General features: G+C 74.0%; 19 protein-coding genes. 9 read left to right on the top strand and 10 right to left on the bottom strand.

Features of this window, described 5'->3' with window-relative positions; translation table 11 throughout:
• Window positions 1–94: 94 nt before the first annotated feature.
• Window positions 95–1,384: a PP2C family protein-serine/threonine phosphatase gene (locus FZ103_RS08125; protein ID WP_155999967.1), complete on the top strand. Its 1,290-nt coding sequence runs from the start codon at window positions 95–97 to the stop codon at window positions 1,382–1,384.
• Window positions 1,385–1,555: 171 nt separating this feature from the next.
• Window positions 1,556–2,599, top strand: a complete 1,044-nt coding sequence (locus tag FZ103_RS08120; protein WP_343233433.1) for a LacI family DNA-binding transcriptional regulator — start codon at window positions 1,556–1,558, stop codon at window positions 2,597–2,599.
• 39 nt (window positions 2,600–2,638) lie between these two features.
• Here the strand turns inward: FZ103_RS08120 and FZ103_RS08115 are convergent, their stop codons facing one another.
• Window positions 2,639–3,073, bottom strand: coding sequence for a PPOX class F420-dependent oxidoreductase (locus FZ103_RS08115; RefSeq protein WP_155999966.1), 435 nt, complete (start codon window positions 3,071–3,073; stop codon window positions 2,639–2,641).
• Window positions 3,074–3,918: 845 nt separating this feature from the next.
• Between FZ103_RS08115 and FZ103_RS08110 the strand changes: the two genes are divergently transcribed.
• Window positions 3,919–5,148, top strand: a complete 1,230-nt coding sequence (locus FZ103_RS08110) for an MFS transporter (RefSeq protein ID WP_155999965.1) — start codon at window positions 3,919–3,921, stop codon at window positions 5,146–5,148.
• 30 nt (window positions 5,149–5,178) lie between these two features.
• Here the strand turns inward: FZ103_RS08110 and FZ103_RS08105 are convergent, their stop codons facing one another.
• Window positions 5,179–5,739: a TetR/AcrR family transcriptional regulator gene (locus tag FZ103_RS08105; RefSeq protein ID WP_155999964.1), complete on the bottom strand. Its 561-nt coding sequence runs from the start codon at window positions 5,737–5,739 to the stop codon at window positions 5,179–5,181.
• A gap of 86 nt (window positions 5,740–5,825) precedes the next feature.
• Here FZ103_RS08105 and FZ103_RS08100 point away from each other — a divergent pair, with 86 nt between their 5' ends.
• The gene (locus tag FZ103_RS08100; RefSeq protein ID WP_155999963.1) at window positions 5,826–6,287 is read left to right on the top strand and encodes a nuclear transport factor 2 family protein; all 462 of its coding nucleotides are present in this window, start codon (window positions 5,826–5,828) and stop codon (window positions 6,285–6,287) included.
• A gap of 165 nt (window positions 6,288–6,452) precedes the next feature.
• Here the strand turns inward: FZ103_RS08100 and FZ103_RS08095 are convergent, their stop codons facing one another.
• The 3 genes from FZ103_RS08095 to FZ103_RS08085 all read right to left on the bottom strand — a co-directional run bounded on the left by FZ103_RS08095 (window position 6,453) and on the right by FZ103_RS08085 (window position 10,191).
• Window positions 6,453–6,968 carry a hypothetical protein gene (locus FZ103_RS08095; protein WP_155999962.1) on the bottom strand — a complete coding sequence of 172 codons (516 nt, stop codon included), beginning with the start codon at window positions 6,966–6,968 and terminating at the stop codon, window positions 6,453–6,455.
• 374 nt (window positions 6,969–7,342) lie between these two features.
• Entirely contained in the window at window positions 7,343–9,073 is a 1,731-nt protein-coding gene (locus FZ103_RS08090) for a DEAD/DEAH box helicase (protein ID WP_222936584.1), read from the bottom strand.
• 158 nt (window positions 9,074–9,231) lie between these two features.
• On the bottom strand, window positions 9,232–10,191 hold the full coding sequence (locus tag FZ103_RS08085) for a LysR family transcriptional regulator (RefSeq protein ID WP_255429806.1): 960 nt from the start codon (window positions 10,189–10,191) through the stop codon (window positions 9,232–9,234).
• Between the two features lie 237 nt (window positions 10,192–10,428).
• Here FZ103_RS08085 and FZ103_RS08080 point away from each other — a divergent pair, with 237 nt between their 5' ends.
• The 5 genes from FZ103_RS08080 to fahA all read left to right on the top strand — a co-directional run bounded on the left by FZ103_RS08080 (window position 10,429) and on the right by fahA (window position 16,571).
• Entirely contained in the window at window positions 10,429–11,391 is a 963-nt protein-coding gene (locus tag FZ103_RS08080) for an MBL fold metallo-hydrolase (RefSeq protein ID WP_155999960.1), read from the top strand.
• Window positions 11,392–11,425: 34 nt separating this feature from the next.
• On the top strand, window positions 11,426–13,135 hold the full coding sequence (locus tag FZ103_RS08075; RefSeq protein WP_155999959.1) for an FAD-dependent monooxygenase: 1,710 nt from the start codon (window positions 11,426–11,428) through the stop codon (window positions 13,133–13,135).
• Window positions 13,110–14,312 carry a cupin domain-containing protein gene (locus FZ103_RS08070; protein ID WP_186355987.1) on the top strand — a complete coding sequence of 401 codons (1,203 nt, stop codon included), beginning with the start codon at window positions 13,110–13,112 and terminating at the stop codon, window positions 14,310–14,312. Before FZ103_RS08075 ends, FZ103_RS08070 begins: the two co-directional genes overlap by 26 nt.
• Before the next feature lie 74 nt (window positions 14,313–14,386).
• Window positions 14,387–15,253, top strand: a complete 867-nt coding sequence (locus FZ103_RS08065) for a hypothetical protein (protein WP_186355986.1) — start codon at window positions 14,387–14,389, stop codon at window positions 15,251–15,253.
• Between the two features lie 88 nt (window positions 15,254–15,341).
• On the top strand, window positions 15,342–16,571 hold the full coding sequence (fahA, locus tag FZ103_RS08060) for a fumarylacetoacetase (RefSeq protein WP_186355985.1): 1,230 nt from the start codon (window positions 15,342–15,344) through the stop codon (window positions 16,569–16,571).
• A gap of 72 nt (window positions 16,572–16,643) precedes the next feature.
• On the opposite strand, the gene FZ103_RS08055 is transcribed toward fahA, so the two are convergent.
• The 5 genes from FZ103_RS08055 to FZ103_RS08035 form a co-directional block, all read right to left on the bottom strand.
• The gene (locus FZ103_RS08055; RefSeq protein ID WP_155999958.1) at window positions 16,644–17,588 is read right to left on the bottom strand and encodes a family 16 glycosylhydrolase; all 945 of its coding nucleotides are present in this window, start codon (window positions 17,586–17,588) and stop codon (window positions 16,644–16,646) included.
• Window positions 17,589–18,026: 438 nt separating this feature from the next.
• Window positions 18,027–18,629: a TetR/AcrR family transcriptional regulator gene (locus FZ103_RS08050; RefSeq protein ID WP_186355984.1), complete on the bottom strand. Its 603-nt coding sequence runs from the start codon at window positions 18,627–18,629 to the stop codon at window positions 18,027–18,029.
• 239 nt (window positions 18,630–18,868) lie between these two features.
• Window positions 18,869–20,140 (bottom strand): Gfo/Idh/MocA family protein, encoded by a 1,272-nt coding sequence (locus FZ103_RS08045; protein ID WP_186355983.1) that lies wholly within the window; start codon window positions 20,138–20,140, stop codon window positions 18,869–18,871.
• A gap of 46 nt (window positions 20,141–20,186) precedes the next feature.
• Window positions 20,187–21,233, bottom strand: a complete 1,047-nt coding sequence (locus FZ103_RS08040) for an ABC transporter permease (RefSeq protein WP_155999957.1) — start codon at window positions 21,231–21,233, stop codon at window positions 20,187–20,189.
• Window positions 21,230–22,288: an ABC transporter permease gene (locus FZ103_RS08035; RefSeq protein ID WP_155999956.1), complete on the bottom strand. Its 1,059-nt coding sequence runs from the start codon at window positions 22,286–22,288 to the stop codon at window positions 21,230–21,232. Before FZ103_RS08035 ends, FZ103_RS08040 begins: the two co-directional genes overlap by 4 nt.
• Between the last annotated feature and the right edge of the window lie 157 nt (window positions 22,289–22,445).

Here is a 22,445-nt window from a genome sequence, read left to right as displayed (position 1 = left end):
GCCCCATCCGCTGACGGTGGGGCCGCAACGCAGTGTCTGGGGGTTCGCTCTCCCGATGGCCGGTTAGTCCTTTGCGTCAAGGAGGTGGCTGCCGATGAGCGACGATGCGCGGCGGGCCGCGGAATCCGACCGGGACGAGGATGTCGAGCGGTCCCTTTCGGGGCTGCGGTTGCTGGCCGAGGCGGGCACGGTGCTCGGGAGCAGTCTGGACCCCGAGGACGTGCTGCACCGGCTCGCCCGGCTGATGGTGCCCGCGCTGGCCGACTGGTGCGTGGCCAACTACGTGAGCGAGCACGTACGGCGAGTGGCCGTGGTGCACCGCGATCCGAACGTGGAGGCGCCGACCTCCCTTCTGGGGACGCTGCCCGACCCCGACCCACTTGCCTCGACCCCGCTCGAACGGATGCTGGCCGGAGAAGGGCCGCTGGTGTTCACCGAGACCTCCGAGGCCACCAGCGCCCTCGGCCGCGCCCACCGGGAGCTGACCGAGGCCCTGGGCACCTGCACCGAGATCCTGGTCCCACTGCGAGCGCGCAGGCGCGTGCTGGGCGGGCTGGTACTGGTGCGGACCACCCGGGACCGCCCCGTGACCGACGACGAACTGGTCCTGCTGGAGGACCTGGCACATCGCGCCGGGCTGGCCCTGGACAACGCCCGGCTCTACTCCGCCCAGCGCGACGCCGCGCAGAACTTCCAGCGCGCCCTGCTGCCCGACCTGCCGTTCCTGGAGCACGTCCAGCTCGCCGCCAGGTATGCGCCCGCCCAGGAGGGCGTCGAGGTCGGCGGCGACTGGTACGACGCCTTCATACTGCCCGACGGCGCGGTGACCCTCACCGTCGGCGACGTCAGCGGGCACGACCTGAGCGCCGCCGTGCAGATGTCCAAGCTGCAGAGCATGCTGCGCACGCTGGCCTGGGAGCACCAGGAGCCGCCGAGCGCGATCATGCGCCGCCTCGACGGGCTGCTGGAGTACTTCTCGGCGCACACGGCCACCGCCGTCTACGGCCGTCTCGAACGAGACTCCGCCGGCGGCCCGCTCGTGTTCCACTGGGCCAACGCAGGGCACTTCCCGCCGCTGCTGATCACCGCGGAGGGGACCACCCGGTTCCTGCCGCACGGGGAGGACGTCCTGCTGGGCGTCGGCGTCGACTGGGAGCGCGACGACGCCCGTGCGAAACTGCCTTCCGGAGCCACGCTGCTGCTCTACACCGACGGCCTGGTGGAGCGCCGCGGCGAGGACGTCGACCGCGGTATGGTCCGCCTGCGCCAGCAGGCCGCCCTGTTCGCGGGGGAGCCGCCGGCGGACCTCTGCGACGGCCTGCTCTCCCAGATGTCCGACTCCTCCGAGGACGACGTCGTCCTCCTCGCCGTGCGCGCCCCCTGATGCGGCGCCTTCATCCCACCGGCGCGGCACCCGGGGTGTCCGGGCGGCGCCGGCTCTGCGACTCGCCGGATGTGATGGTTTTAACGTGCTAAGCTCGGGGTCCCGATCCCCGGACGGCGGCCGTCCCGCCCGATGCGGGCCCCGACCGCGGACGGCCGGAGAAGAGGTAGGGTGCCGGACCAGCAGAGCCCAGGAGGGGCCGCCGAACCCAACCGGCGCCCCACTATGGGCGACGTCGCCGCCCGGGTGGGCGTATCCCGGCAGCTGGTGTCGCTGGTCATGCGCGATGCGGCCGGCCCCAGCGACGAGACGCGGCGCCGCGTGCGCGCGGCGGCCGAGGAGCTCGGCTACCGGCCGCACACCGCCGCGCAGCTGCTGCGCCGCTCCCGCAGCCGGCGGATCGGCGTGCTGTTCGACATGGACCAGCCGCACAACGTGGAACTCGTCGAGGGCCTCTACGCCTGCGCCCAGGACGTCGGCTACGGCATCACCCTCAGCGCCGACGTCCCCTGCCGCGAGGAGCGGCAGGCGATCGAGGAGCTGCTCGGGCTGCGCAGCGAGGCGCTGATCCTCACCGGCCCCTCCTCCGGCGCCTCACCCGAACTGGAGAAGGCCGCCGAGCAGGTCCCCGTCGTCCAGGTGAGCCGCAGCGCCCCGGTGCCGGGCGCCGACCTGGTGCGCACCGCCGAGGCGCCGGGCATGAGCCGGGCGATCGGCTACCTCGCCGACCTGGGACACCGCGACATCGTGCACGTCGACGGCGGCGCGGCGCTGGAGGCCGAGGAGCGCCGGCGCGGCTACCGCGACGCGATGCGCCGGCACGGGCTCGCCGCTCACGCCCGGGAGCTGCCCGGCGCGTTCACCGAGGAGTCGGGCGCCCGCGCCGCGCGCGAGCTGCTTGCCGGCGGCCCGCTGCCCACCGCGGTGGTCACCGCCAACGACCGCTGCGCCCGCGGGCTGCTCGACGTCTTCGTGCGCGCCGGCGTGCGCGTGCCCGACGACGTGTCGGTGATCGGCTACGACGACAGCAGGCTGGCCCATCTGTCGTTCCTGGATCTGACCTCGGTGCGCCAGGACCCCGCCCAGCTCGCCGAGCTGGCCGTGCAGGCGGTGATCGAACGCCTCGACGAAGGACGCGCCCGCGCCAAGGAGTTCGTCATCACCCCGACCCTGACGGTGCGGGGGACGTCCGGCCCGGCGCGGGCGGGGGAGTAGCGCGCCCCTGTGCGCGGATGCTGTGGCGGGCCGCGGCCGTCAGCCGATGCGCTCGCCGTAGACGTTCTCGACCGCCATCTCGACGAGCACCCTGCGGTCGGCGACCATGACCGAGCGGTACTCCTCCCAGTCCGGGTGCTCGCCGGCGGCCCGGCGGTAGTACTCGACCAGCGCCTCCACCTCGGGGCCCCGGGGATCGGTGCCGGGGCCGACCAGCCGCACCGTCCCCTCGGCGGTGGCCCACGCCCGGCCGTCGGCGCTGGTCACCTCCAGCGCGGCGCGCGGGTCGCGGCGCAGGTTCGCGGTCTTGGCGCGGCCTTCGGTCGTCGAGACGTAGAGGAGGCCGCCGGGCCGGTCGTAGAAGGGCGTGACCGGGGACAGCTGGGGCCGGCCGTCGGCCTTGATCGTCGCCAGGACGCCGAGGCGGCTCTCGGCGAGCAGGTCGTGCGGGCTGAATGCGGTGTCGGTCGTCATACTCGGCACCAATCGTGCTGCGGCGCGGGCTATTCCCGTCCTGTTCGGTCGGCCCAGGAGGGCCGGCCGCGGACGGCACGTATCGCATCGGTGGGTTCCTGGGAAGCGGCGCCGCTGTTGTTGTTGAACACGCCGATGTCCGGTTTTTGTGGTCGGTCACCGCAGGTGGTTGCGGCGATGGGGCTGGATTGCGCGTAGCGCTGTGTGCCGGCTTGCCGCCGAGCGGCGGTGCGCCTTTGCGTCGACGGCCTGCCGCCGGTGGCGCGGCTTCGCATGGCAGGTTGCGCGTGCGCTCGGCGGCAAGCTGCGCCCGCGCTTCGCGGGGCGCGCCCATTGCCGCAGCCTCGGTGGTGGCTGTCGTGGGTGGTGCTCGGTGGGTTCCTGGGAAGCGGCGCCGCTGTTGTTGTTGAACACGCCGACGTGCAGTTTGAGTGGTCGGTCACCGTAGGTGGTTGCGGCGATGGGGCTGGATTGCGCGTAGCGCTGTGTGCCGGCTTGCCGCCGAGCGGCGGTGCGCCTTTGCGTCGACGGCCTGCCGCCGGTGGCGCGGCTTCGCATGGCAGGTTGCGCGTGCGCTCGGCGGGCCCGTGACCGACATCATCGCCGCCTGGGCGAATCTCTTCGCCGTCGCTGTTGGCACGTGCTAGGTCGGCGTGGTTGTCTGGAACACGGACGTGGGATGACCCGCCGTATGCGGAGTCGGGGCGCGGTGCGGGCCCGCACCGCCGGCCGTCCCGGCCCGCCGTCCACGTGCATCCGACCAGCACCGCCCCCGCACACCCCACCTCCAGCCGGCGGCGCCACAGCCGCGCGAACCCGACGCCAGCGAAAGGCTTAGCCCACCCATGCGTCTCGCCCTGCTCGCCATGGCCCTCGGAGCCTTCGGCTTCGGCACCACCGAGTTCGTCATCATGGGCCTGCTGCCCGAGGTCTCCGCGGACCTGGACGTGTCGGTCTCGGCGGCCGGCAACCTCATCGCCGGCTACGCCATCGGCGTCGTCGTCGGCGCCCCGCTGCTCACGATCGTCAGCACCCGGCTGCCGCGCCGCACCGCCCTGGTGCTGTTCATGGGCGTCTTCGCCGTCGGCAACCTGCTCGCGGCCCTCGCCCCGGAGTTCGGCGCGGTACTCGGATTCCGGGTGCTCACCGGGCTGCCGCACGGCGCCTACTTCGGCGCCGCGGCCGTGGCCGCCGCGCAGCTCGCCGAACCGGGGCGGCGGGCGCGCAACGTCGCCCGCGTGTTCCTCGGCCTGACCATCGCCAACGTCGTCGGCGTGCCCGTGGGCACCTGGCTCGGCCAGGAGCTGGGCTGGCGCGCGACCTTCGGCGTCGTCGCCCTCATCGGGGTCGCGGCCATGGCGGGGATCGCGTTCTGCGTGCCCAAGCTGCCCAAGCCCCAGGGGGTGCGCCTGCGCCACGAACTGGCCGGGCTGGCCAACCGGCAGGTCGTCCTCGGCCTGCTGACGGTGGTGCTCGGCTGCTCCGGGGTGTTCGCGGTCTACACCTACATCGCGCCCACGATGAAGGAGCTGGCGGGCTACTCCGAGGCGGGCGTGACGGGCGTGCTGGCCCTGTTCGGGATCGGCATGACGGCGGGCTCGCTGATCGGCGGCCGGATCGCCGACCGCGCCCTGCGCCCCTCGGTCTACGGGACGCTGGCGTCCCTGGCGCTGGTGCTGCTGCTGTTCTCCTTCGCGGCGCGCAACCCCTGGACCGCGGCGATCGGCGTCGTCGCGCTGGGCGTGGCCACCTTCGCGACCTGCACGGTCATCCAGGTCTTCCTGATGGCCAAGGCCGCGCGCGCACCCACTCTGACCTCGGCGTCCAACCACGCCGCGTTCAACCTCGCCAACGCCATCGGGGCCTGGATCGGCGGCGCCGTCATCGGCGCGGGCTTCGGCTACACCGCGCCCGCCCTGGCCGGGGCGGCGATGGCCTTCGTCGGCGTGTCCATCGCCCTCGCGGCCGGCTACCTCGACCGCGCCCGCCCGCCGCACACCGCATCCGGGCAGCACCCGCAGCCGGCCGAGGCGCCAGCCGAGCCCGCCGGGATCGGAGCCGGCCCCGCCCGCTGACCGGGCCCTGCCGGGGCGGCCGCCGGAGGCTCAACCGAGGAGGTCTTCGACCGCGGCGCGCGCTTCCCGGGCCGGGGCGGTGTCCCCGGTGATGCCGGCGGTCACGACAGCCCCCTCGGCGAGGAGGAACACCGGCTCGACCGCCGGACTCCCGGTCGCGGCCACCCATCCCGCGATCTGGTCGTGGAAGGCCCGCTTGTGCGAGCGGACCTCGTCGAGAACCGCGGGAGAGGACGAGCCCAGTTCCCCGTAGGCGTTGATCCAGGCGCAGCCGCGGAATCCCGGTTGGGCGAACCACCGGCCGAGCCAGTCGAAGACCGCCAGGACCCTGGCGCGCGGGTCGTCGAACCGTTCCACATACTCGGTCAGGCTGCCCCGCCACCGCCGGTCGCGCCGCCGCAGCATCGCGACGACGAGGTCCTCCTTGGTTGCGAACAAGGAGTAGATCCGCTTCAGCGGCAGACCGGTGGTCGAACGGATCTCGTCCATCCCGACCGCCCGCACGCCCCGCTCGTAGAAGAGCGACTCCGCGGCGTCCAGCAGGACATCGCGGTCCTGACGGTGCTGCTCCGCGCTGATCGGGGCCGGCATCGGGGACTCCTTGACATCGAGAACGACCGTTCTCTAGCGTAGCCCCACTTGTCGAGAACGCCCGTTCTCCACCGTGGGAGGCTGCCATGCCCGAGTCCCGACCGCCTTGCCCGCCGTTCGACGAGCAGGCCGCGCTGCGCAAGGTCCAGGCCGCCGAGGACGCATGGAACACCCGCGACCCCGAGCGCGTCGCCCTGGCCTATACGCCCGACTCGGTCTGGCGGAACCGCGACCGCTTCATCGCCGGGCGCGAGGAGATCGTGGCGTTTCTGACCGCCAAATGGGAGCGGGAGCTGGACTATGCGCTGCGCAAGAGCCTGTGGAGCTTCCACGGCAACCGCATCGCCGTCCGCTTCCAGTACGAGTGCCACGACGCCGCCGGCCAGTGGTGGCGCAGCTACGGCAACGAACTCTGGGAGTTCGACGACAACGGCCTGATGCGGCGCCGGGAGGCGAGCATCAACGACGTCGCCATCACCGAAGGCGACCGGCGGATCTTCGGGCCGCGGCCCGAGAGCGAGCACGGCGTCGACATACCTCTGCGGTGAGCGGACGGCGCTGCGCCCTCCGCCGTTGGGCGCAGCAGTACCGCCGCGCCCACCTGCGCGGGCGTATCCGGAGGACACGGCCGACCGGATCGGCGATGGCCTCGCATGGTCGCCGGTGCCGCCGACCTCCGGTCGCCGACCGCGGCTGCGGCCGACGCGGTCGGGTCAGCCGCCCGGCATCATGGGCGGCTGCGGCTGCGGTTCGGGCACCTGGAAGTAGGCTCCACCCGAGACCAGGACCAGCAGGGCACCCACGGCGACGGTCGCGGAGGCCGCCCACCGCGCCCAGGGCCGGGTGGCGGAGTCGGCGAGCGCCAGGCTGACCAGCCCGGACGCCACGGCCAGGAGTGCGACCGCGCCCTCGGCGATCATCATCCCGCCGATCATGCCCTCCTGGCTCTGGGCCATGAGGCTCGGCACGATCTCGGTGAACCGCACGCCCGCCAGCAGTCCGCCGATGAGCATCAGGCCGATGATGGAGAAGGTCTCGGCGGAGACGATCCCGCCCGGTGCGGGTGCGAGGCCGTGCGCCTGTTCATCGGAGCCGGCGCCGTCGTCGTGCGCGTGGTATTCGCCCTCGGTGGGGCCGTGTTCGGGTTCGGCGAGGTCGGGTCCCGGAGCCGCGGACTGCTCAGGAGCAGCCGTCGTCGCGCCCCGGTCGTCCTCAGAGTTGGTAGTCATCACCTTCACCGTATGCGCCGCGAAGTGACGTGCGCGTAAGCGAGCCGCTACCGGACCGTGTTGTCCGGTCGTCGCGGCCCGGACGGCTGCGGCCAGAGGGATTGGCCGGAACGCGTGAAAAACCGCCACCGAAGCCGCGGCGACGGCTGCGCCTCGCGGTGACTCGCGCACCGCGGCCCAGGCCCCCTGCCGCACCCCGCCCGGCCGCCCGACCTGCCGGGCCCCGAAGACCGGCGGGGAATGTCTCACCCCCGTGGCACAGTCGTCACCGTCCGGCCGGGAACGGGCGGCCGGGCTTGTGGTGGGGCCTGTCGGCGGGGGACGGAACCGCCGGCAGGCCGCGCGTCGGATCCGGGCCCGTCCTCGCCGGCCGCCTACCCGACGTCCTTGGCGTCGCGGCGCACGGCCGCCTTGCGGCCCTTGATGGTGGTGTTCTTCAGCGCCGAGATGACGTCGTCGGCGGCCGCCTCGGGCACCTCGACCAGCGAGAACCGCTCGGCGATCTCGATGTGGCCGATGTCGCGGCCGCGCAGCTCCGACTCGCCGGTGATCGCGCCCACCAGGTCCTGCGGCCGCACCTTCGCGCCGCGGCCCGCGCCGATGAACAGCCTCGTCATGCCTCCGGCGGTCCTGCGCCCGCCGCGCTGCTGACCGTCGCGCTCGCCCCGCTGGGGGCGCTTGCCGCCGTCGCCGCGGGCGCGCCCCTTGTCCTTCTGCTCCGGCTTGATGCTGACCTCGGGGATCTCCTCCTCGTCCTCGACCGCGCCGGAGGCCTCGTGGGCGAGCTTGACCGCCGCCAGCGCCACCTCCATCACGTCGAACTCGTCGGCCAGCGTCTCGACCACCACCCGGAAGTGCTCGCGGTCGTCCTCGGCGTCGTCGTCGAGCAGCGACTCGCGCAGCGCCGCGCTGGTCAGCTCCAGGCGCCGCGCCCGGATGTCGGCGATGGTGGGGATCTTCTCGACCGTGATCGTGTAGTCGGTGGCCCGCCGGATGCTCTTGAGCATGCGGTGCTCGCGCGGCTCCACCAGCGTGATGGCGACCCCCTCGCGCCCCGCGCGGCCCACCCGTCCGATGCGGTGCACGTAGGAGTCCGGCGCCGAGGGGACGTTGTAGTTGACCACGTGCGAGAGGTGCTCGATGTCCAGGCCGCGGGCGGCGACGTCGGTGGCCACGACCAGGTCGGTGGTGCCGCTGCGCAGCCGCCCCAGCGTGCGGTCGCGCTGCTCCTGGCTCATCCCGCCGTGCAGCGCCTCGGCGCGGTGGCCGCGCCCGTTGAGCGCCTCGGTGAGCTGGTCGACCTCCTCGCGGGTGCGGCAGAAGACGATGGCGGCCGTGGGCGACTCCACGTCCAGCAGCCGCCCGATGGCGGCGGGCTTGTGCGCGCGGGGCACGACGTAGGCGGTCTGGCGCACCAGCGGCGCCTCGTCCACGTCGCGGGTCTCGCGGGCGATCTGGATGCGCACCGGGTCGGTGAGGTTGCCGCTGGCCATCCGCTCGATGCGCGGGGGCATGGTCGCCGAGAACAGCACGGTCTGGCAGTCGTCGGGGATCTCCTCCAGGATCGCCTCGATGTCCTCGGCGAAGCCCATGTCGAACATCTCGTCGGCCTCGTCCAGCACCGTCATTGTCAACCCGGCCAGGTCGAGCGTGCCCCGTCCCAGGTGGTCCAGCGCCCGCCCGGGGGTGGCCACGACCACGTCGACGCCGCGCTCCAGGCTGCGGATCTGGCGGCCGATGGGCTGCCCGCCGTAGACGGGCAGCACGCGCACGCCCAGATCGCGGCCGTAGCGGTGCACGGCCTCGCAGACCTGGACGGCCAGCTCGCGGGTGGGCACCAGCACCAGGGCCATCGGGGTCGAGCCCTCGGGCTGCTCGCCCTGCTCGGCCATGCGCTGCAGGATCGGCAGCGCGAAGGCGGCGGTCTTGCCGGTGCCCGTGGCCGCCTGGCCGAGCAGGTCGCGCCCCTCGACCAGGTGCGGGATGGCCTCGCGCTGGATGGGGGTGGGCTCCTCGTAGCCCAGCCGGGCGAGCGCGTCGAGAAGCTCCTCACGCAGCGGCAGTTCGGCGAAGCCGGGCGCGGCGTCGGTGGCGGGTGTGGCCATGGCGGGACTCCTCGTGCGGGACATACGGCGTGGACGGGGCTCGGGCGGCAGACGCCCCCAGGGGATTTTCCCACTTCCCCGACGTTGTGCGGACCTGGGACGGACGCGCGCAGCGGTGCGATCGCCCTCATCGCCCCGCTAACCGCGGCGGCGGCCGGCTACGCGTCGGAGGGATCGGACCGGGCTCCGGCGGGCAGGGCGGCGGCGCGGCAGAAGCGCAGGAACTCCTCGGCGCGGCGGTTCAGCCGCACCGCGCGCGGCCAGGCCAGCAGCACCGCCTCGGCGCGCACCGGCTCGGCGATCTCCTTGACGGCCACGCGGTACCCCTCGTAGGTGCGGTCGTTGGCGGGGCGCTGCACCAGGACCGAGTAGCCCATCCCGCGCCCCACCAGCGCGCGGGCGACCTCATAGCTGCTGGGCCGGTACCGCACGCGCGGCACCACCCCGAAGCCGTGCAGGAGCCCGAGCGCGTGGTGGGAGCTGGGCGCGGCGTCCAGCAGCACCATGGGCTCCTCGGCCACCTCGTGCAGCGACACGGCGGGGCGGTCGGCCAGCGGATGGCCGGCGGGCAGCAGGATGTGCGGGCGCACGGTGAACAGTTCGGCGCGCTCGATCTCCGGTAGCACGTCCATGCTGTAGATGACCGCCAGGTCCAGTTCGCCGCTGAGCAGCCGCCGCTGGAGCACGTCCTGGGTGTCTTCGGCGAAGTCCACGGTCAGCTCCGGGTGCAGCGCGGAGAACCCCTGCAGCAGCGGCGGCAGCAGCGTGGGGGCCAGGGTCACATAGCACCCCAGCGACAGCACCCCGGTCAGCGAGCCGGTGGCGGCGCCGGCCTCGCCCTCCAGGTCCTCGGCCTGGCGCAGCAGCTGCCGGGCGCGGTGCAGCACCTGGGTCCCGGTGGGGGTGAGCGTGATGCCGTGGGACTTGCGCCGCACGCACAGCTGCACCTTCAGCGCGCGCTCCAGGTCGTTGAGCGCCAGCGACACCGCCGGCTGGGAGATGTGCAGCCGCTGGGCGGCCTCGCTGATCGTGCCGGCCTCGGCGATGGCCACGAAGTAGGCGAGCTGGCGCAGGGAGAACCGCGGAGGGCTTATAAGTTCCGCCAATCTGTCTCCCAAGTTTCCCATGCTTTACCAATGCAGTGATCGCGATCACCCTAGAGGAGAAGCGGTGGTCCATCCCACACCGGGGTGCGTGCGCGGGGCCGCCCGCCGGTCCGGGTGCCCCGGCGCGCCGCCGCCTCCGCCGGTGTCCGATCGGCTCCAATCGGACCGTGCGCACCCGCCCGGGCCCGCCCGCCACCGCCGCGACCACGCCGACCGCACCGCCGCCGCAACCGCACAAGGAGACACCCGATGGCAGCCAAACCCTTCGCGTCCTCGGCCGACCTCGGCGAGAAGCAGCAGACCCTGGAGGTGCTCGCCGACGGCGTCTACGCGCTGACCGCCGAGGGCGACCCCAACATCGGCGCGATCGAGGGCGAGGACTTCCTGGTCTGCTTCGAGGCCCTCGCCACGCCCACCGCCGCCCGCGAATGGCTGGCGCGGCTGCGCGAGCACACCGACAAGCCCGTGCGCTACCTGGTGCTCTCCCACTACCACGCCGTGCGGGTGCTGGGCGCCAGCGCCTTCGGCGCCGACGTCATCGTGGCCCACGAGAAGACCCGCGACCTCATCGCCGAACGCGGCGAGGCCGACTGGGCCAGCGAGTTCGGCCGCATGCCGCGCCTGGCCAAGGACCCCGACTCGGTGCCCGGCCTGACCTGGCCCACCCTCACCTTCTCCGACCGCGCCGTCATCGAGCTCGGCGGCGACCGCGGGCAGCTGGTGCTGCAGTACCTGGGCCGCGGACACACCGAGGGCGACATCGTCGCCTGGCTGCCCAAGCACCGCATCCTCTTCGCCGGCGACCTGGTCGAGGCCGAGGCGGCGCTCTACACCGGCGACGCCTTCCACCGCGACTGGGCCGGCCCCACCCTCGACGGCGTCGCCGCGCTCGGCGCCGAAGCCCTCATCGGCGGGCGCGGCCCCGTGACGCACGGCCGCCCGGCGGTCGAGGCCGCGATCGCCCAGACCCGCGACTTCCTGCAGACGATGATCGACGAGGTCGGCGCCGTGCACGCGCGCGGCGGCACCCTCAAGGAGGCGTTCGCCGCCGCCCACGCCTCCCTCGTCGACGGCTACGGCCACTGGCCCATCTTCGAGCACTGCCTGCCCTTCGACGTCTCGCGGCTGTGGGACGAGCTGTCGGGGATCGAGCGCCCCGTCGTCTGGACCGCCGAACGCGACCGCGAGGTCTGGGACCGGCTGCAGGGCTGAGGACCCGGCCCCGACGCGAGCGAACGGAGGCGCCATGCCGACCCCACCCGTCCCGCCCCCTGCGGCACCCGCCGACTCCGGCGCCGATGCGGCCATGGATCCCGTGCTGGTGCTGGGCGCCGGCCCCGTGGGCCAGACCGCCGCGCTGCTGCTGGCGCGCTGGGGCCTGCCGGTGACCGTCGTCGACGCCCGGCCCCGGCGCGACGCCGTCGGATCCAAGGCCATCTGCCAGCAGCGCGACGTCCTCGACGTCTGGGCGCACCTGGGCGCCGGCGCGATCGCCGAGGAGGGGCTGACCTGGGACACCGCGCGCACCTTCTACCGCGACCGCGAGCTGTTCAGCGTCCGGCTGCGCGACCGCGGCGCCTCGCCGCTGCCGCCGTTCGTCAACCTCTCCCAGTCGCGCACCGAGCACATCCTCGACGAGCGCATGGCCGCCGCCGGACTGGGCGTGCGCTGGAACCACGAGGTCACCGCCATCGACCAGGACGCCTCGGGGGTGCGGGTGCGCTGCGCGACCCCCGCGGGCCCCGTCGAGCTGCGCGGCTCCTACGCGGTGGCGTGCCTGGGTGCGCACGGGCAGGTGGCGCGCGAGGCGGTGGGCTCGGGATTCCCCGGCGACAGCTTCGCCGACCGGTTCCTCATCTGCGACATCCGAGCCGACCTGCCCGGCTGGGAGCGCGAGCGGCGGTTCTACTTCGACCCCGAGTGGAACCCGGGCCGCCAGATCCTCATCCACCCCTGCCCCGACTCGGTCTACCGCATCGACTGGCAGGTGCCGCCCGACTTCGACCTGGAGCGCGAGCAGGCCCGCGGCGGCCTGGACCGGCGCATCCGCCAGATCATCGGCGAGCGCCCCTACGAGATCGTGTGGTGCTCGGTCTACCGCTTCCACACCCGCGTGGCCGAGACCATGGGCGCCGGTCGGGTGCTGCTGGCGGGCGACTGCGCGCACCTGGTGGCGCCCTTCGGCGCCCGCGGCCTCAACTCCGGGGTGCACGACGCAGAGAACGCGGCGTGGAAGATCGCCTTCACCGCCAAGGGGTGGGCCGGGCCGGAGCTGGTCGCGACCTACTCGCCGGAGCGGCTGGCCGCCGCGCACGACAACGCCGAGATCACCAGCGCCACCATGCGCTTCCTGGTGCCCCACACCGACAGCGAGCACGCCCACCGCACCCGCGTGCTGCAGAGCGCCCTGTCCGATCCGGCCGCCGCGGCCCAGGTCGACTCCGGCCGGCTGTTCGAGGCGTTCTACTACACCGACTCGGCGCTGACCACCCCCTGCCCGGGCCGCCCCTTCCCCGGCCGCCCGCCGCGCGGCGAGCCGCCGGTGCCCTGCCCGGGCGTGCTCGTGCCCGACGTCCCCGTCCGCGTGGAAGGGCGGCCCGAGACCACCCGGCTGCGCGCCCTCGCGCGCGAGGGGGTCACGCTGATCGCCTCCACCGCCCGCGGTGCCGAGAACGCCCGCGCCGCCGCGCAGCGCGCCACCCGCGCCCCCGTCACCGCGCTCGTACTGGAGCGGGCCGACACCGCCGGCGCGCTGGCCGCGGCGCTGGACGCCCGTCCGGGCGAGGTGTGGCTGCTGCGGCCAGACGCCCACATCGCCGCGGTCCTCGGCGAGGACGACCCGGCGGCCGTCGCCGCGGCCGTCGAGACCTGCCTGGGCGGCGCCGCACCCGCCGCCGGGTACATCCCGCAACCAGGAAAGGAGCAGGACGGTGGCGTACTACCGACAGGTGGGTGAGGTCCCGCCCACGCGGCACACCCAGCACCGCACACCCGAGGGCGGCCTCTACTACGAGGAGCTGATGGGCGAGGAGGGGTTCTCCTCGGACTCCTCCCTGCTCTACCACCGCAACATCCCTTCGGCGATCGCCGACGCCCGCCCCTGGCAGGTGCCCGACCAGACCCGCACGCCCAACGCACCGCTCATCCCGCGCCACCTGAAGCTGCACAGCCTCTTCGGCGAGGAGTGGAAGTCCGCCGACGCCGTCACCGGGCGCCGCCTGATCCTGGGCAACGACGACGTGCGCATCGGCTACGTGGTCGCCGGGCAGCCCTCGGAGCTGTACCGCAACGCCATCGGCGACGAGTGCGTGTACGTGGAGTCGGGCCGCGCAACCGTGGAGACCGTGTTCGGGGCGCTCCAGGTCGGCGAGGGCGACTACGTGATCGTGCCGCGCGCCACCACCCACCGGTGGGTGCCCGAGGGCGGCGAGCCGCTGCGCGCCTATGCGATCGAGGCCAACAGCCACATCAGCCCGCCCAAGCGCTACCTCTCCCGCTTCGGCCAGTTCCTGGAGCACGCCCCCTACTGCGAGCGCGACCTGCGCGGGCCGCAGGGGCCGCTGCTGGCCGAGGGCAGCGGCGTCGACGTGCTGATCAAGCACCGCGGCAGCGGCCCCGGCGGCGTGGCGGGCACCCGCTACACCTATCCGGCCCACCCCTTCGACGTGGTGGGCTGGGACGGCTGCCTCTACCCGTACGCCTTCAACGTGGCGAACTTCCAGCCGATAACCGGGCGCGTGCACCAGCCGCCGCCGGTGCACCAGGTCTTCGAGGGGCACAACTTCGTGATCTGCAACTTCGTGCCCCGCAAGGTCGACTACCACCCGCTGTCGATCCCGGTGCCCTACTACCACTCCAACGTCGACTCCGACGAGGTCATGTTCTACTGCGGCGGCGACTACGAGGCGCGCAAGGGCTCGGGGATCGGGCCGGGCTCGGTGTCGCTGCACCCGGGCGGGCACTCCCACGGCCCCCAGCCCGGCGCCTACGAGGCCAGCGTGGGCGTGCAGGAGTTCCACGAGCTGGCGGTCATGGTCGACACATTCCGCCCCCTGGAGCTGGGCGAGGGCGGGCAGGCCGCCGAGGACCCGGGTTACGCCTGGACGTGGGCCGGCGGCAGGGGGCAGCCGTGACGCCCTCCCCGCCGCCCGGAGCCGGGGGTGCGCGCCCCGCCCCGGGCGCGCCCTCCGCTGCGGCAGGGGCGGCCGTGCCCCCGCTGTTTGCCGCCCTGCTGGACGACGCCGCCCTGTTCCCGCCGGGCGAGGCGCCGATGGACGAGGCCGTCGTCGCGCACCTGCGCTATCGGTCGGGCCCGCAGGCGCCGCTGACCGGCCCGTTCGTCGTGGCGGCCGCCCGCCTGGCGGACCTGGGGGAGGCGCTGCGCGAGGCCGGCGCCGCGCGGCTGGAGGTGTCGGTGACCGTGCCCGCGGGCCCCGGCGGTGTGGGGCCGGCATTGGAGGAGGCGGCGCGCCTGCCCGGCCTCGACCCCGTCGCGGTGGAGGTCGCCGCCGGTACCGCCGACGACGGCGCGCAGGCCGCCGCGGGCGTGGCGCGCGCCGCCGCAGCGCTGGAGCAACACCTGCCCGAGCGCGCGGCCGGATTCGTCGAACTGCCGCGCGGCGCAGACCCGCGCCGGAGCCTGGACGCGCTCGCCGGCACCGCCTACCGGGCCAAGCTGCGCACCGGAGGCATGCGCGCCGACGCCTTCCCCGGCGAGGCGGAGCTGGCCGCGGCCCTGTGCGCGGCCGCCGAGCGCGGGCGGGGGTTCAAGTGCACCGCGGGACTGCACAACGCCGTCCGCCACACCGGCGCCGAGACCGGGTTCGAGCACCACGGGTTCCTCAACGTGCTGCTGGCGGTCCACGCCGTGCAGCAGGGCGCGGACGTGCGGGAGGCCGCCGCCGTGCTGGCGGACCGCGACGGCGCCCGGCTCGCCGCCCGGGCGGCCGCGCTGCCGGGCCAGGCGGCCCGCGCCGTCCGCGCGCTGTTCGCCTCCTTCGGCACCTGCAGTGTGCTGGAACCGCTGGGCGACCTCGCCGCGCTCGGCCTGCTCTCGCCCGCCGTGCTCGAATGACCCTCCGTTCCCCCGCCGCGCCGGCCGCCCCGCCGGGCGCGGCGCCGCCCGCCTCCCCGTGCCCCTCGACCGAGAGGATCCTGCTACCGTGCGCGTTCCCCAGACCTGGCTGGACATCTCCGCCGACGACCCCTTCGGCCCGGCCGCCCTGCCCTACGGCGTCTTCAGCACCGCCGACGGCCGCCCGCCGCGCGTCGGCGTCGCCGTGGGCCCGTGGGTGCTGGACCTGGCGGCGGCCGCCTACGCACTCGACGCGCCCTTCGCCGAGGCGGCCGACGCGGCCGTGCTCAACCCGCTGATGGCGGCGGGACCGCAGACCTGGCGGCGGGTGCGCTCGACGCTGACGGCATGGCTGAGCGACCCCGCCTACGAGGACGTGCTGCGCCCGCACCTGGTCGAGCGGTCGGGGGTGCGCCTGCACCTGCCCTTCGAAGTGGGCGATTACGTCGACTTCTACTCCTCCGAGCACCACGCGGCCAACGTCGGACGCATACTGCGGCCCGGCCAGCCGCCGCTGACCCCCAACTGGAAGCACCTGCCCATCGGCTACCACGGCCGGTCGGGGACCGTGGTCGTCTCCGGCACCGAGGTCGTGCGGCCCATGGGCCAGCGCCGCCCGCCGTCGGCGCAGGAGCCGGAGTTCGGGCCGTCGGCGCGGCTGGACATCGAGGCCGAGGTCGGGTTCGTCGTGGGGCCGCCGAAGCCGCCGGGCGGCCGGGTGGCGGTGGCCGACTTCGCCGAGCGCGTCTTCGGCGTCTTCCTCGTCAACGACTGGTCCGCGCGCGACCTCCAGGCCTGGGAGAACGCGCCGCTGGGCCCGTTTCTGAGCAAGTCCTTCGCCACGTCGGTCTCGCCGTGGGTGGTGCCGCTGGACGCCCTGGAGGCCGCGCGGGTGCAGCCGCCCGAGCGCGACCCCGAGCCGCTGGAGTACCTGCGCGACGCCGAAGGCGAGCCGTGGGGGCTGGACCTGCGGCTGGAGGTGCGGATCAACGGCCACATCGTCTCGCGGCCGCCCTTCAGGACCATGTACTGGACGCCGGCCCAGCAGTTGGCGCACCTGACCGTCAACGGCGCATCGCTGCGCACCGGCGACATGTACGCGTCGGGGACCGTCAGCGGCCCCGGCGCCGACGAGCGCGGCTCGCTCATCGAGCTGTCGTGGAACGGCGCCGAGCCGCTGGAGCTGCCCGACGGCAGCACCCGCACGTTCCTGCAGGACGGCGACACCGCCGCCATCACGGCGACCGCGCCGGGGCCGGGCGGCGCCGTGATCGGGTTCGGCGAGGTCTCCGGCCGCGTCCTGCCCGCCCAGGGCTGAATCCCGGGAAACGCGGCGGGGCCGGGGCGCGTGCGCTCGGCGCCGCGCCCCGGCCCTCGTCGGCGACCGGGGTCAGCCCAGGTCGTAGACGCGGACGTAGTCGATCTTCATCCGCTGGGGGAACTGCGTGCCGGCGTCGGGGGCCCCGGGCCAGGAGCCGCCCACGGCCACGTTCAGGATCATGAAGAACGGGTGGTCGTAGACCCAGGGGTTGCCGCGCGTGTCGGCGGGGGTGAAGGTCTGGTAGGCCACGCCGTCGACGAACCAGGTGATGCTCTGCGGGCTCCACTCGACCGCGAAGGTGTGGAAGGTGTCGGCGAACGCCCAGCCCTGCGGGTGGTAGTAGGAGCCGGTGATGGGGTTGCCGCCGGAGTATCCGGGGCCGTGCAGCGACCCGTGCACGTCGGCGGGCTTGCTGCCGATGTTCTCCATGATGTCGATCTCGCCGCAGGCGGGCCAGCCGACCTGGCCGATGTCGTTGCCCAGCATCCAGAACGCGGGCCAGATCCCCTGGCCGGTGGGGATCTGGATGCGGGCCTCGAACCGGCCGTAGGCGTGCTCGAACTTGCCGGCGGTGTTCATCCGGCCCGAGGTGTACTGGCACCGGCCGTAGTGGCACTGGTAGTCGCCGGGGTTGCCCTTGCGGGCGGTGATGACCATGTTGCCGTTGCCGTCGTGGGCGAGGTTGTCGCGGCGGTTGGTGTAGTACTGCAGCTCTCCGTTGCCGCCGCCGTCGCCGTTGACCTCGACGTTCCATTTCGCGGAGTCCGGCGCGGTGCCGGCGGGCCGGTTGAACTCGTCGCGCCAGATCAGCGTGGCCGCGTTGGCGGCCGCGGCGGAGTTCCCGGCGGCGGCGTTCTGGGCCGCGGCGGGCCGGGCCGCGGCGGTTCCGGCGCCCTCGGGGGTGTTCAGGGCGAACAGCCCGGCCGCGGCCGTGGCGGCGGCGCAGGCGACGGCCGCCGCGCTCAGCAGGCGGCCGCGCCGGCGCCGGTTCGGGCGGGGGGTTCGGATACTCATCGGCAAACCGATCCGGGCACCGGCAGGCCCGCGCGCGGCCGCGAGGCCGCAGCGGGGTGACACGGGCCGGCCGGCGCCCTTGTCGACAGGGGGCAGGGGGCGGCCCGCTCCGATAGGGGAGCGATCCGCTCGCCAAGACGCGGACCGGCGCGGAGCGGGCCTGACGTGCACATCACTGAAATGCACGCGAATGTCACCCTATGTAGTTGAAAAGGAACCTTACTAAAGCGGGAGGTACCCCGCAAGGGGGAATCGGGAGCGGCGGGGAGAGGAGTCCTTCGCGAACCACTCCGGGCCGGGCGCCACAAAGGTTGCGGCAATGGGGCGGGTTGCTCGAAGCGCCGCGCTACGCGAACCGCACCCGTGGCCGCGACTCCCAGCCGTAATGCCCGCGGGTTCCTTGATGGCCCTGCGTGCTGCGGACGCACACAGGGCTTGTCAGGCGCTCGGGCGCATGCCCGCGCAGGCGACCTCGGCGAGGCGGCGCTTGGCGGCTCCGTCGTCGCCGGGATGGGAGGCCCGGGAGAGGCAGCCCAGCAGGAGCGCCATGACGTCCTCGGTCTCCAGGTCGGCGCGTACGGCTCCGGCCTCCTGGGCGCCGGCCAGCAGGCGGCTGAGCGCTCCGACGACGTCGTAATCGGGATCGGCGGCGATGGCGGCCTTGTCGAAGTCCGCGCCGCTCAGCGCGTCGCTGAGCCCGCGGTCCATCGCCCCTTCCTGTACCACGAAGGCGAAGTAGGCGAAGAACGCCTCGCCGGGCTCCTCGCTTTCGATGAGCGCCCGGGCGCGCTGCACGTACCGGCGCAGGCGCTTGAGCAGGATCGCCTGGAACAGGTCCTGCTTGGTGGGGAAGTGGCGGCTGACGGTACCGGTGCCCACGCCCGCGCGGCGCGCGATCTCGTGGACGGGCACCGACAGCCCTTCGGCGGCGAAGACCTCCTGGGCCACCTGCAGCACCCGCTCGCGGTTGCGCCGCGCGTCAGCGCGCAGCCGCCGCTCCTCCGGCTCCTTCGGTGCGGTGCTTTCGTGCTCGGTACCCATGCGCTCGATCCGCTCTGTGCTGCCCCGGTCCGGCCTCCGGCCGGCAGGCTCCGGCGATGGCCCAGGATAGCGCGCCGGAGGCCCCCTCTCAGGAGGCGAGCCCAGGACCCGGCGGGGCGCGGTGCCTGTCGCCGCCACCGCCGACATCGCCGATCGGATCTGCGCCTGAGGCCCTCTCCGCGGGCCGGAGGAGCCGGGGCGGCCGCGCCGGTCGCGGCCGCCCTCGTTTGCCGCGGCCGTCAGCTTCCCGGGCGCCAGGTGCCCTGGGCCACCTGGGGGACGAAGGCGCGCAGGCGCTCGGCCTCCTGGGTGCCGTCCAGGTCGATGCGGCGGCCCTCCTGCGCCGAGAGGTAGGCGGCCATGAGCAGCCGCGTCACCTGCAGGCCGTCGTCCAGGCCCTCGTCGGGCGCGCGGCCCTCCAGGAACCGGGTGACCATGTGCCGGTTCTCCTCGGTGTAGCCGTAAGCGCCCGCCTCGTCGGGCAGGACCGGCATCAGCCCGCCCTCGGCGTTCTGCTTCTCCACCAGGTCCTCGCCCGGGCGGCCGGCGATCTCCCGGCTGAGGAACACCTTCGCCTCGGTGTCGAGGCTGTTGACCTGCATGGCGTACTCCGGCCCCAGCAGCTCGAAGCTCAACCGCAGCCCCGCGCCGACGTAGCTCCAGGACGTGGTGCCCTCGGCCACGACCTCGTCGCCGTCGCCGTTGCGGAAGACGATGGTCGAGCGCGCGTAGTCCTCCGCGGGCCGGCTGCGGTAGTCCACCTCGGATCCGTAGCGGCGCACCAGCTCGTCGGCGTAGGCGGGCCGCGCCCACTTCAGGCAGGCGATCGTGGCGTCCACGCTCACCGGCGTCAGCCACTCCGAGGCCGGAACCCCCGGCGGGGTCAGCAGGTAGCGCCCGGCCTCGACGCTGTGGCACATCATGTCGTTGAGGACGCCGCCGCCCTGCTTGTCGCCCTGCCAGAACCAGCCGTTGTGGGGCCCGCTGTGCTCCTCGGCGCACCGGGCCAGGTAGGGCGATCCCGCCGCACGGGCGCCGCGCGACCACACCAGGTCGTGGGCCCGCGTCACCCCCGGAGCGAACACCTGGTTCTCCAGGTAGCCGTGCAGCAGGCCGGCGTCCTTCACCAGCCGGATGACCTCCTCGGCCTCGGCGACGGTGCGGCCCAGCGGCTTCTCCACCGCGATGCCGCGCAGCGACGCGCGCCCCGAGGCGACCTCCTCGGTGATGGCGCGCACGGTCTCGACCCGGACGTGGTTGGGGGTGGTCACCCAGACCGCGTCCACGGCCGGGTCGCGCACCATCTCGCGGATGTCGGCGTAGGCGGCGGGGTCGCCGACGCGCTGTTCGCGCGCGAGGTCGCAGATCCGGTGCACCGCCGACTCGGTGCGTCCGCAGACCGCGGTCACGTCGGCGTCGCGCACGCCGCGGAACGCGCGCGTGTGGAAGTCGGCGATGAATCCGCTGCCGACGATTCCGACTCCGAGCCGGTCGCTCGCCTGTGCACTCACGTTGGTCTCTCCAAATCCGTGGAAGGGTGCCGCGGGTGATCGCCGATCACTGCCGCAGCCGCTTCTGCCTGCCGTAGGCGGTCAGGACGATGATGAGCACCACGCCGTAGATGATCTGGCGGGGTGCGTCGCCCCACTCGCCGCCGCCGATCTGCATGATCCGCAGCAGGGAGTCGAGGACGGTCAGCAGGATCGCGCCGATGACGGTGCCCAGGTAGCCGCCGACTCCGCCCACCAGCGCGGTGCCGCCGATCACGGCCGCCGCGACGCTGTTGAGCATGTAGTCGGTGCCCAGGCTGGTGTAGACGTTCTCGGCGTAGCCGAGCAGCAGCAGTCCGCCCACCCCCGCGAACAGCGACGACAGCACATAGGCCGCGAACTTCACCGCGGCGGTGTTGACACCGGACAGGTAGGCGGTGGTCGGGTTGGCGCCCACCGCATAGAGCCGCCAGCCGAACGGGCTGCGCCGCAGCAGCCAGACGACCAGGACGGCCAGCCCCAGCCACAGCCACAGCACGCCCGGGATGCCGGCGACGGTGTCGCCCTTGACCAGCGTGCGCAGCAGCGGCGCCGCCGATCCCTCGGGCCGGCCGCCGGTGTAGAGCCGGATGAACCCGGCCACCACCGCGATCATGCCCAGCGTCATCACCAGCGGCGGAACCCGGAACACCAGCACACCCACCGCGTTGACGACGCCGACCACGCAGCACGCGCCCAGCGCCACCAGCACGGCGGCCAGGAACCCGTCGTCGGAGCCGTCCATGAACCGCGAGGCGACGATGGCGGCCAGCGTGGCCGTGGCGCCCACCGACAGGTCGATGCCCTCGCCGCCGGCGATGATGACCAGGGTCTGGCCGATCGCGATCACGCCCAGGAAGGACGCCACGGTCATCAGCGTCAGGAACTGGTCCCAGCTGGCGAAGGCGGGGGAGACCAGCGCCGCCACCGCCCACAGCAGCACGGCGACCGACCCCGAGATCACCACCGGGTCGCGCAGCAGGCGGCGCAGCCTCGACTGCCGCGCCGGGGCGGGCGCCTGCGCAGGCGGTTCGGGCGTGCCGGGCGCGGCCGGCTCCGCGGTCGAGACGTTCATGCCGTCGTTCCCCTTCCTCGCGCGGACGCCGGCCGCCCCGCGCCGCTGCGGGCGGTCAGCAGCCCGGCCAGCGCGATCGCGGCGATGATGATGCAGCCGTAGACGAACTCCCGGGCGTCGGTGGGCACCCCGGCGAAGAACACCAGGCTCTGGATCAGCGACAGCACGATCGCGCCCACCAGCGCACCGCCGACCCCGCCCGAGCCGCCGCGCAGCCGGGTGCCGCCGATGACCAGCGCCGCGATAGAGCCCAGGGTCAACTCGGTGCCCAGCGTCGGATCGCCGGCGCCGGAGTCGGCCAGCAGGGCGATCCCGGCCAGGGCGGCCACGGTGCCGCCCGCCACGTAGGAGAAGACCCGCACGGCCGAGACCGGCACGGCCGAGGTGTAGGCGGCGTCGGCGTTGCCCCCGACGGCGTAGAGGTACTGGCCGAAGCGGTGCCGGCGCAGCAGCCGCCAGGCCAGCCACAGGGCCAGCAGCAGCACCGCGGGGATGGGCACATACAGCGCCAGCACCATGCCGAAGACCTGCGTCAGCGCCGGCGAGGCGGTCCCGCCGGGCTGCGGCAGCACCAGCAGCGCCAGCCCGCCGAAGACCGAGCTGGTGGCGAACGTCGCCACGATCGGCTGCAGCCGCAGCCCGGCCACGACCAGGCCGTTGACCAGGCCGCAGGCGGCCCCGGTCGCCAGCCCCGCGGCCAGGGCCAAGGGCAGCCGGGAGTTGTCGCCGTCCATCAGCACCACCGACACGGCCGAGGCCAGCGTCACGATCGTGCCGATGGACAGGTCGATGCCGCCGCCCAGGACGATGATCGTCTGCGCGGCGGCGATGGTGGCCACCGGCAGGAACGTGGCGAAGCTCGCGCTCAGCGAGTAGGGCGAGAAGAAGTTGGGTTGCAGCAGCACCGACGCCCCGACGGTCAGCACCAGCAGCGCCGCGACGGCCAGGGTGGGCATGCGGGCCGACAGCACCGACTGCGCGGCCTGCGCCACCGGCCCGGGGCCGGCCGGCGCCGGCAGCCCGGCGGGGGAGCGGGTTGGTGTGGGGGTACTCATCGCCTTCCTCGGATCCGGATCGGCCGCGTGCGGCACGGCGCTGGGCACGTTTCTCTCGGAGCGGCGCCGCGCGCCGAAGCGCGACCCGGAAACGCGAGGCGCCCTCCGGGAACGGCCCGCGGGCCGGTCACCGCGGAGACCGCGGCAACGGGGCGCG

The organism is Streptomonospora sp. PA3 (genome assembly GCF_009728995.1).
Taxonomy (GTDB): domain Bacteria; phylum Actinomycetota; class Actinomycetes; order Streptosporangiales; family Streptosporangiaceae; genus Streptomonospora.
This window is presented reverse-complemented; position numbering and strand designations above follow the sequence as displayed.

Coding starts and splice junctions, on each gene's coding strand:
- FZ103_RS08125 (WP_155999967.1), top strand. CDS start 95: ATGAGCGACGATGCGCGGCGGGCCGCGGAATCCGACCGGGACGAGGAT.
- FZ103_RS08115 (WP_155999966.1), bottom strand. CDS start 3,073: ATGACGACCGACACCGCATTCAGCCCGCACGACCTGCTCGCCGAGAGC.
- FZ103_RS08110 (WP_155999965.1), top strand. CDS start 3,919: ATGCGTCTCGCCCTGCTCGCCATGGCCCTCGGAGCCTTCGGCTTCGGC.
- FZ103_RS08105 (WP_155999964.1), bottom strand. CDS start 5,739: ATGCCGGCCCCGATCAGCGCGGAGCAGCACCGTCAGGACCGCGATGTC.
- FZ103_RS08100 (WP_155999963.1), top strand. CDS start 5,826: ATGCCCGAGTCCCGACCGCCTTGCCCGCCGTTCGACGAGCAGGCCGCG.
- FZ103_RS08095 (WP_155999962.1), bottom strand. CDS start 6,968: ATGACTACCAACTCTGAGGACGACCGGGGCGCGACGACGGCTGCTCCT.
- FZ103_RS08090 (WP_222936584.1), bottom strand. CDS start 9,073: ATGGCCACACCCGCCACCGACGCCGCGCCCGGCTTCGCCGAACTGCCG.
- FZ103_RS08080 (WP_155999960.1), top strand. CDS start 10,429: ATGGCAGCCAAACCCTTCGCGTCCTCGGCCGACCTCGGCGAGAAGCAG.
- FZ103_RS08075 (WP_155999959.1), top strand. CDS start 11,426: ATGCCGACCCCACCCGTCCCGCCCCCTGCGGCACCCGCCGACTCCGGC.
- FZ103_RS08055 (WP_155999958.1), bottom strand. CDS start 17,588: ATGAGTATCCGAACCCCCCGCCCGAACCGGCGCCGGCGCGGCCGCCTG.
- FZ103_RS08050 (WP_186355984.1), bottom strand. CDS start 18,629: ATGGGTACCGAGCACGAAAGCACCGCACCGAAGGAGCCGGAGGAGCGG.
- FZ103_RS08040 (WP_155999957.1), bottom strand. CDS start 21,233: ATGAACGTCTCGACCGCGGAGCCGGCCGCGCCCGGCACGCCCGAACCG.
- FZ103_RS08035 (WP_155999956.1), bottom strand. CDS start 22,288: ATGAGTACCCCCACACCAACCCGCTCCCCCGCCGGGCTGCCGGCGCCG.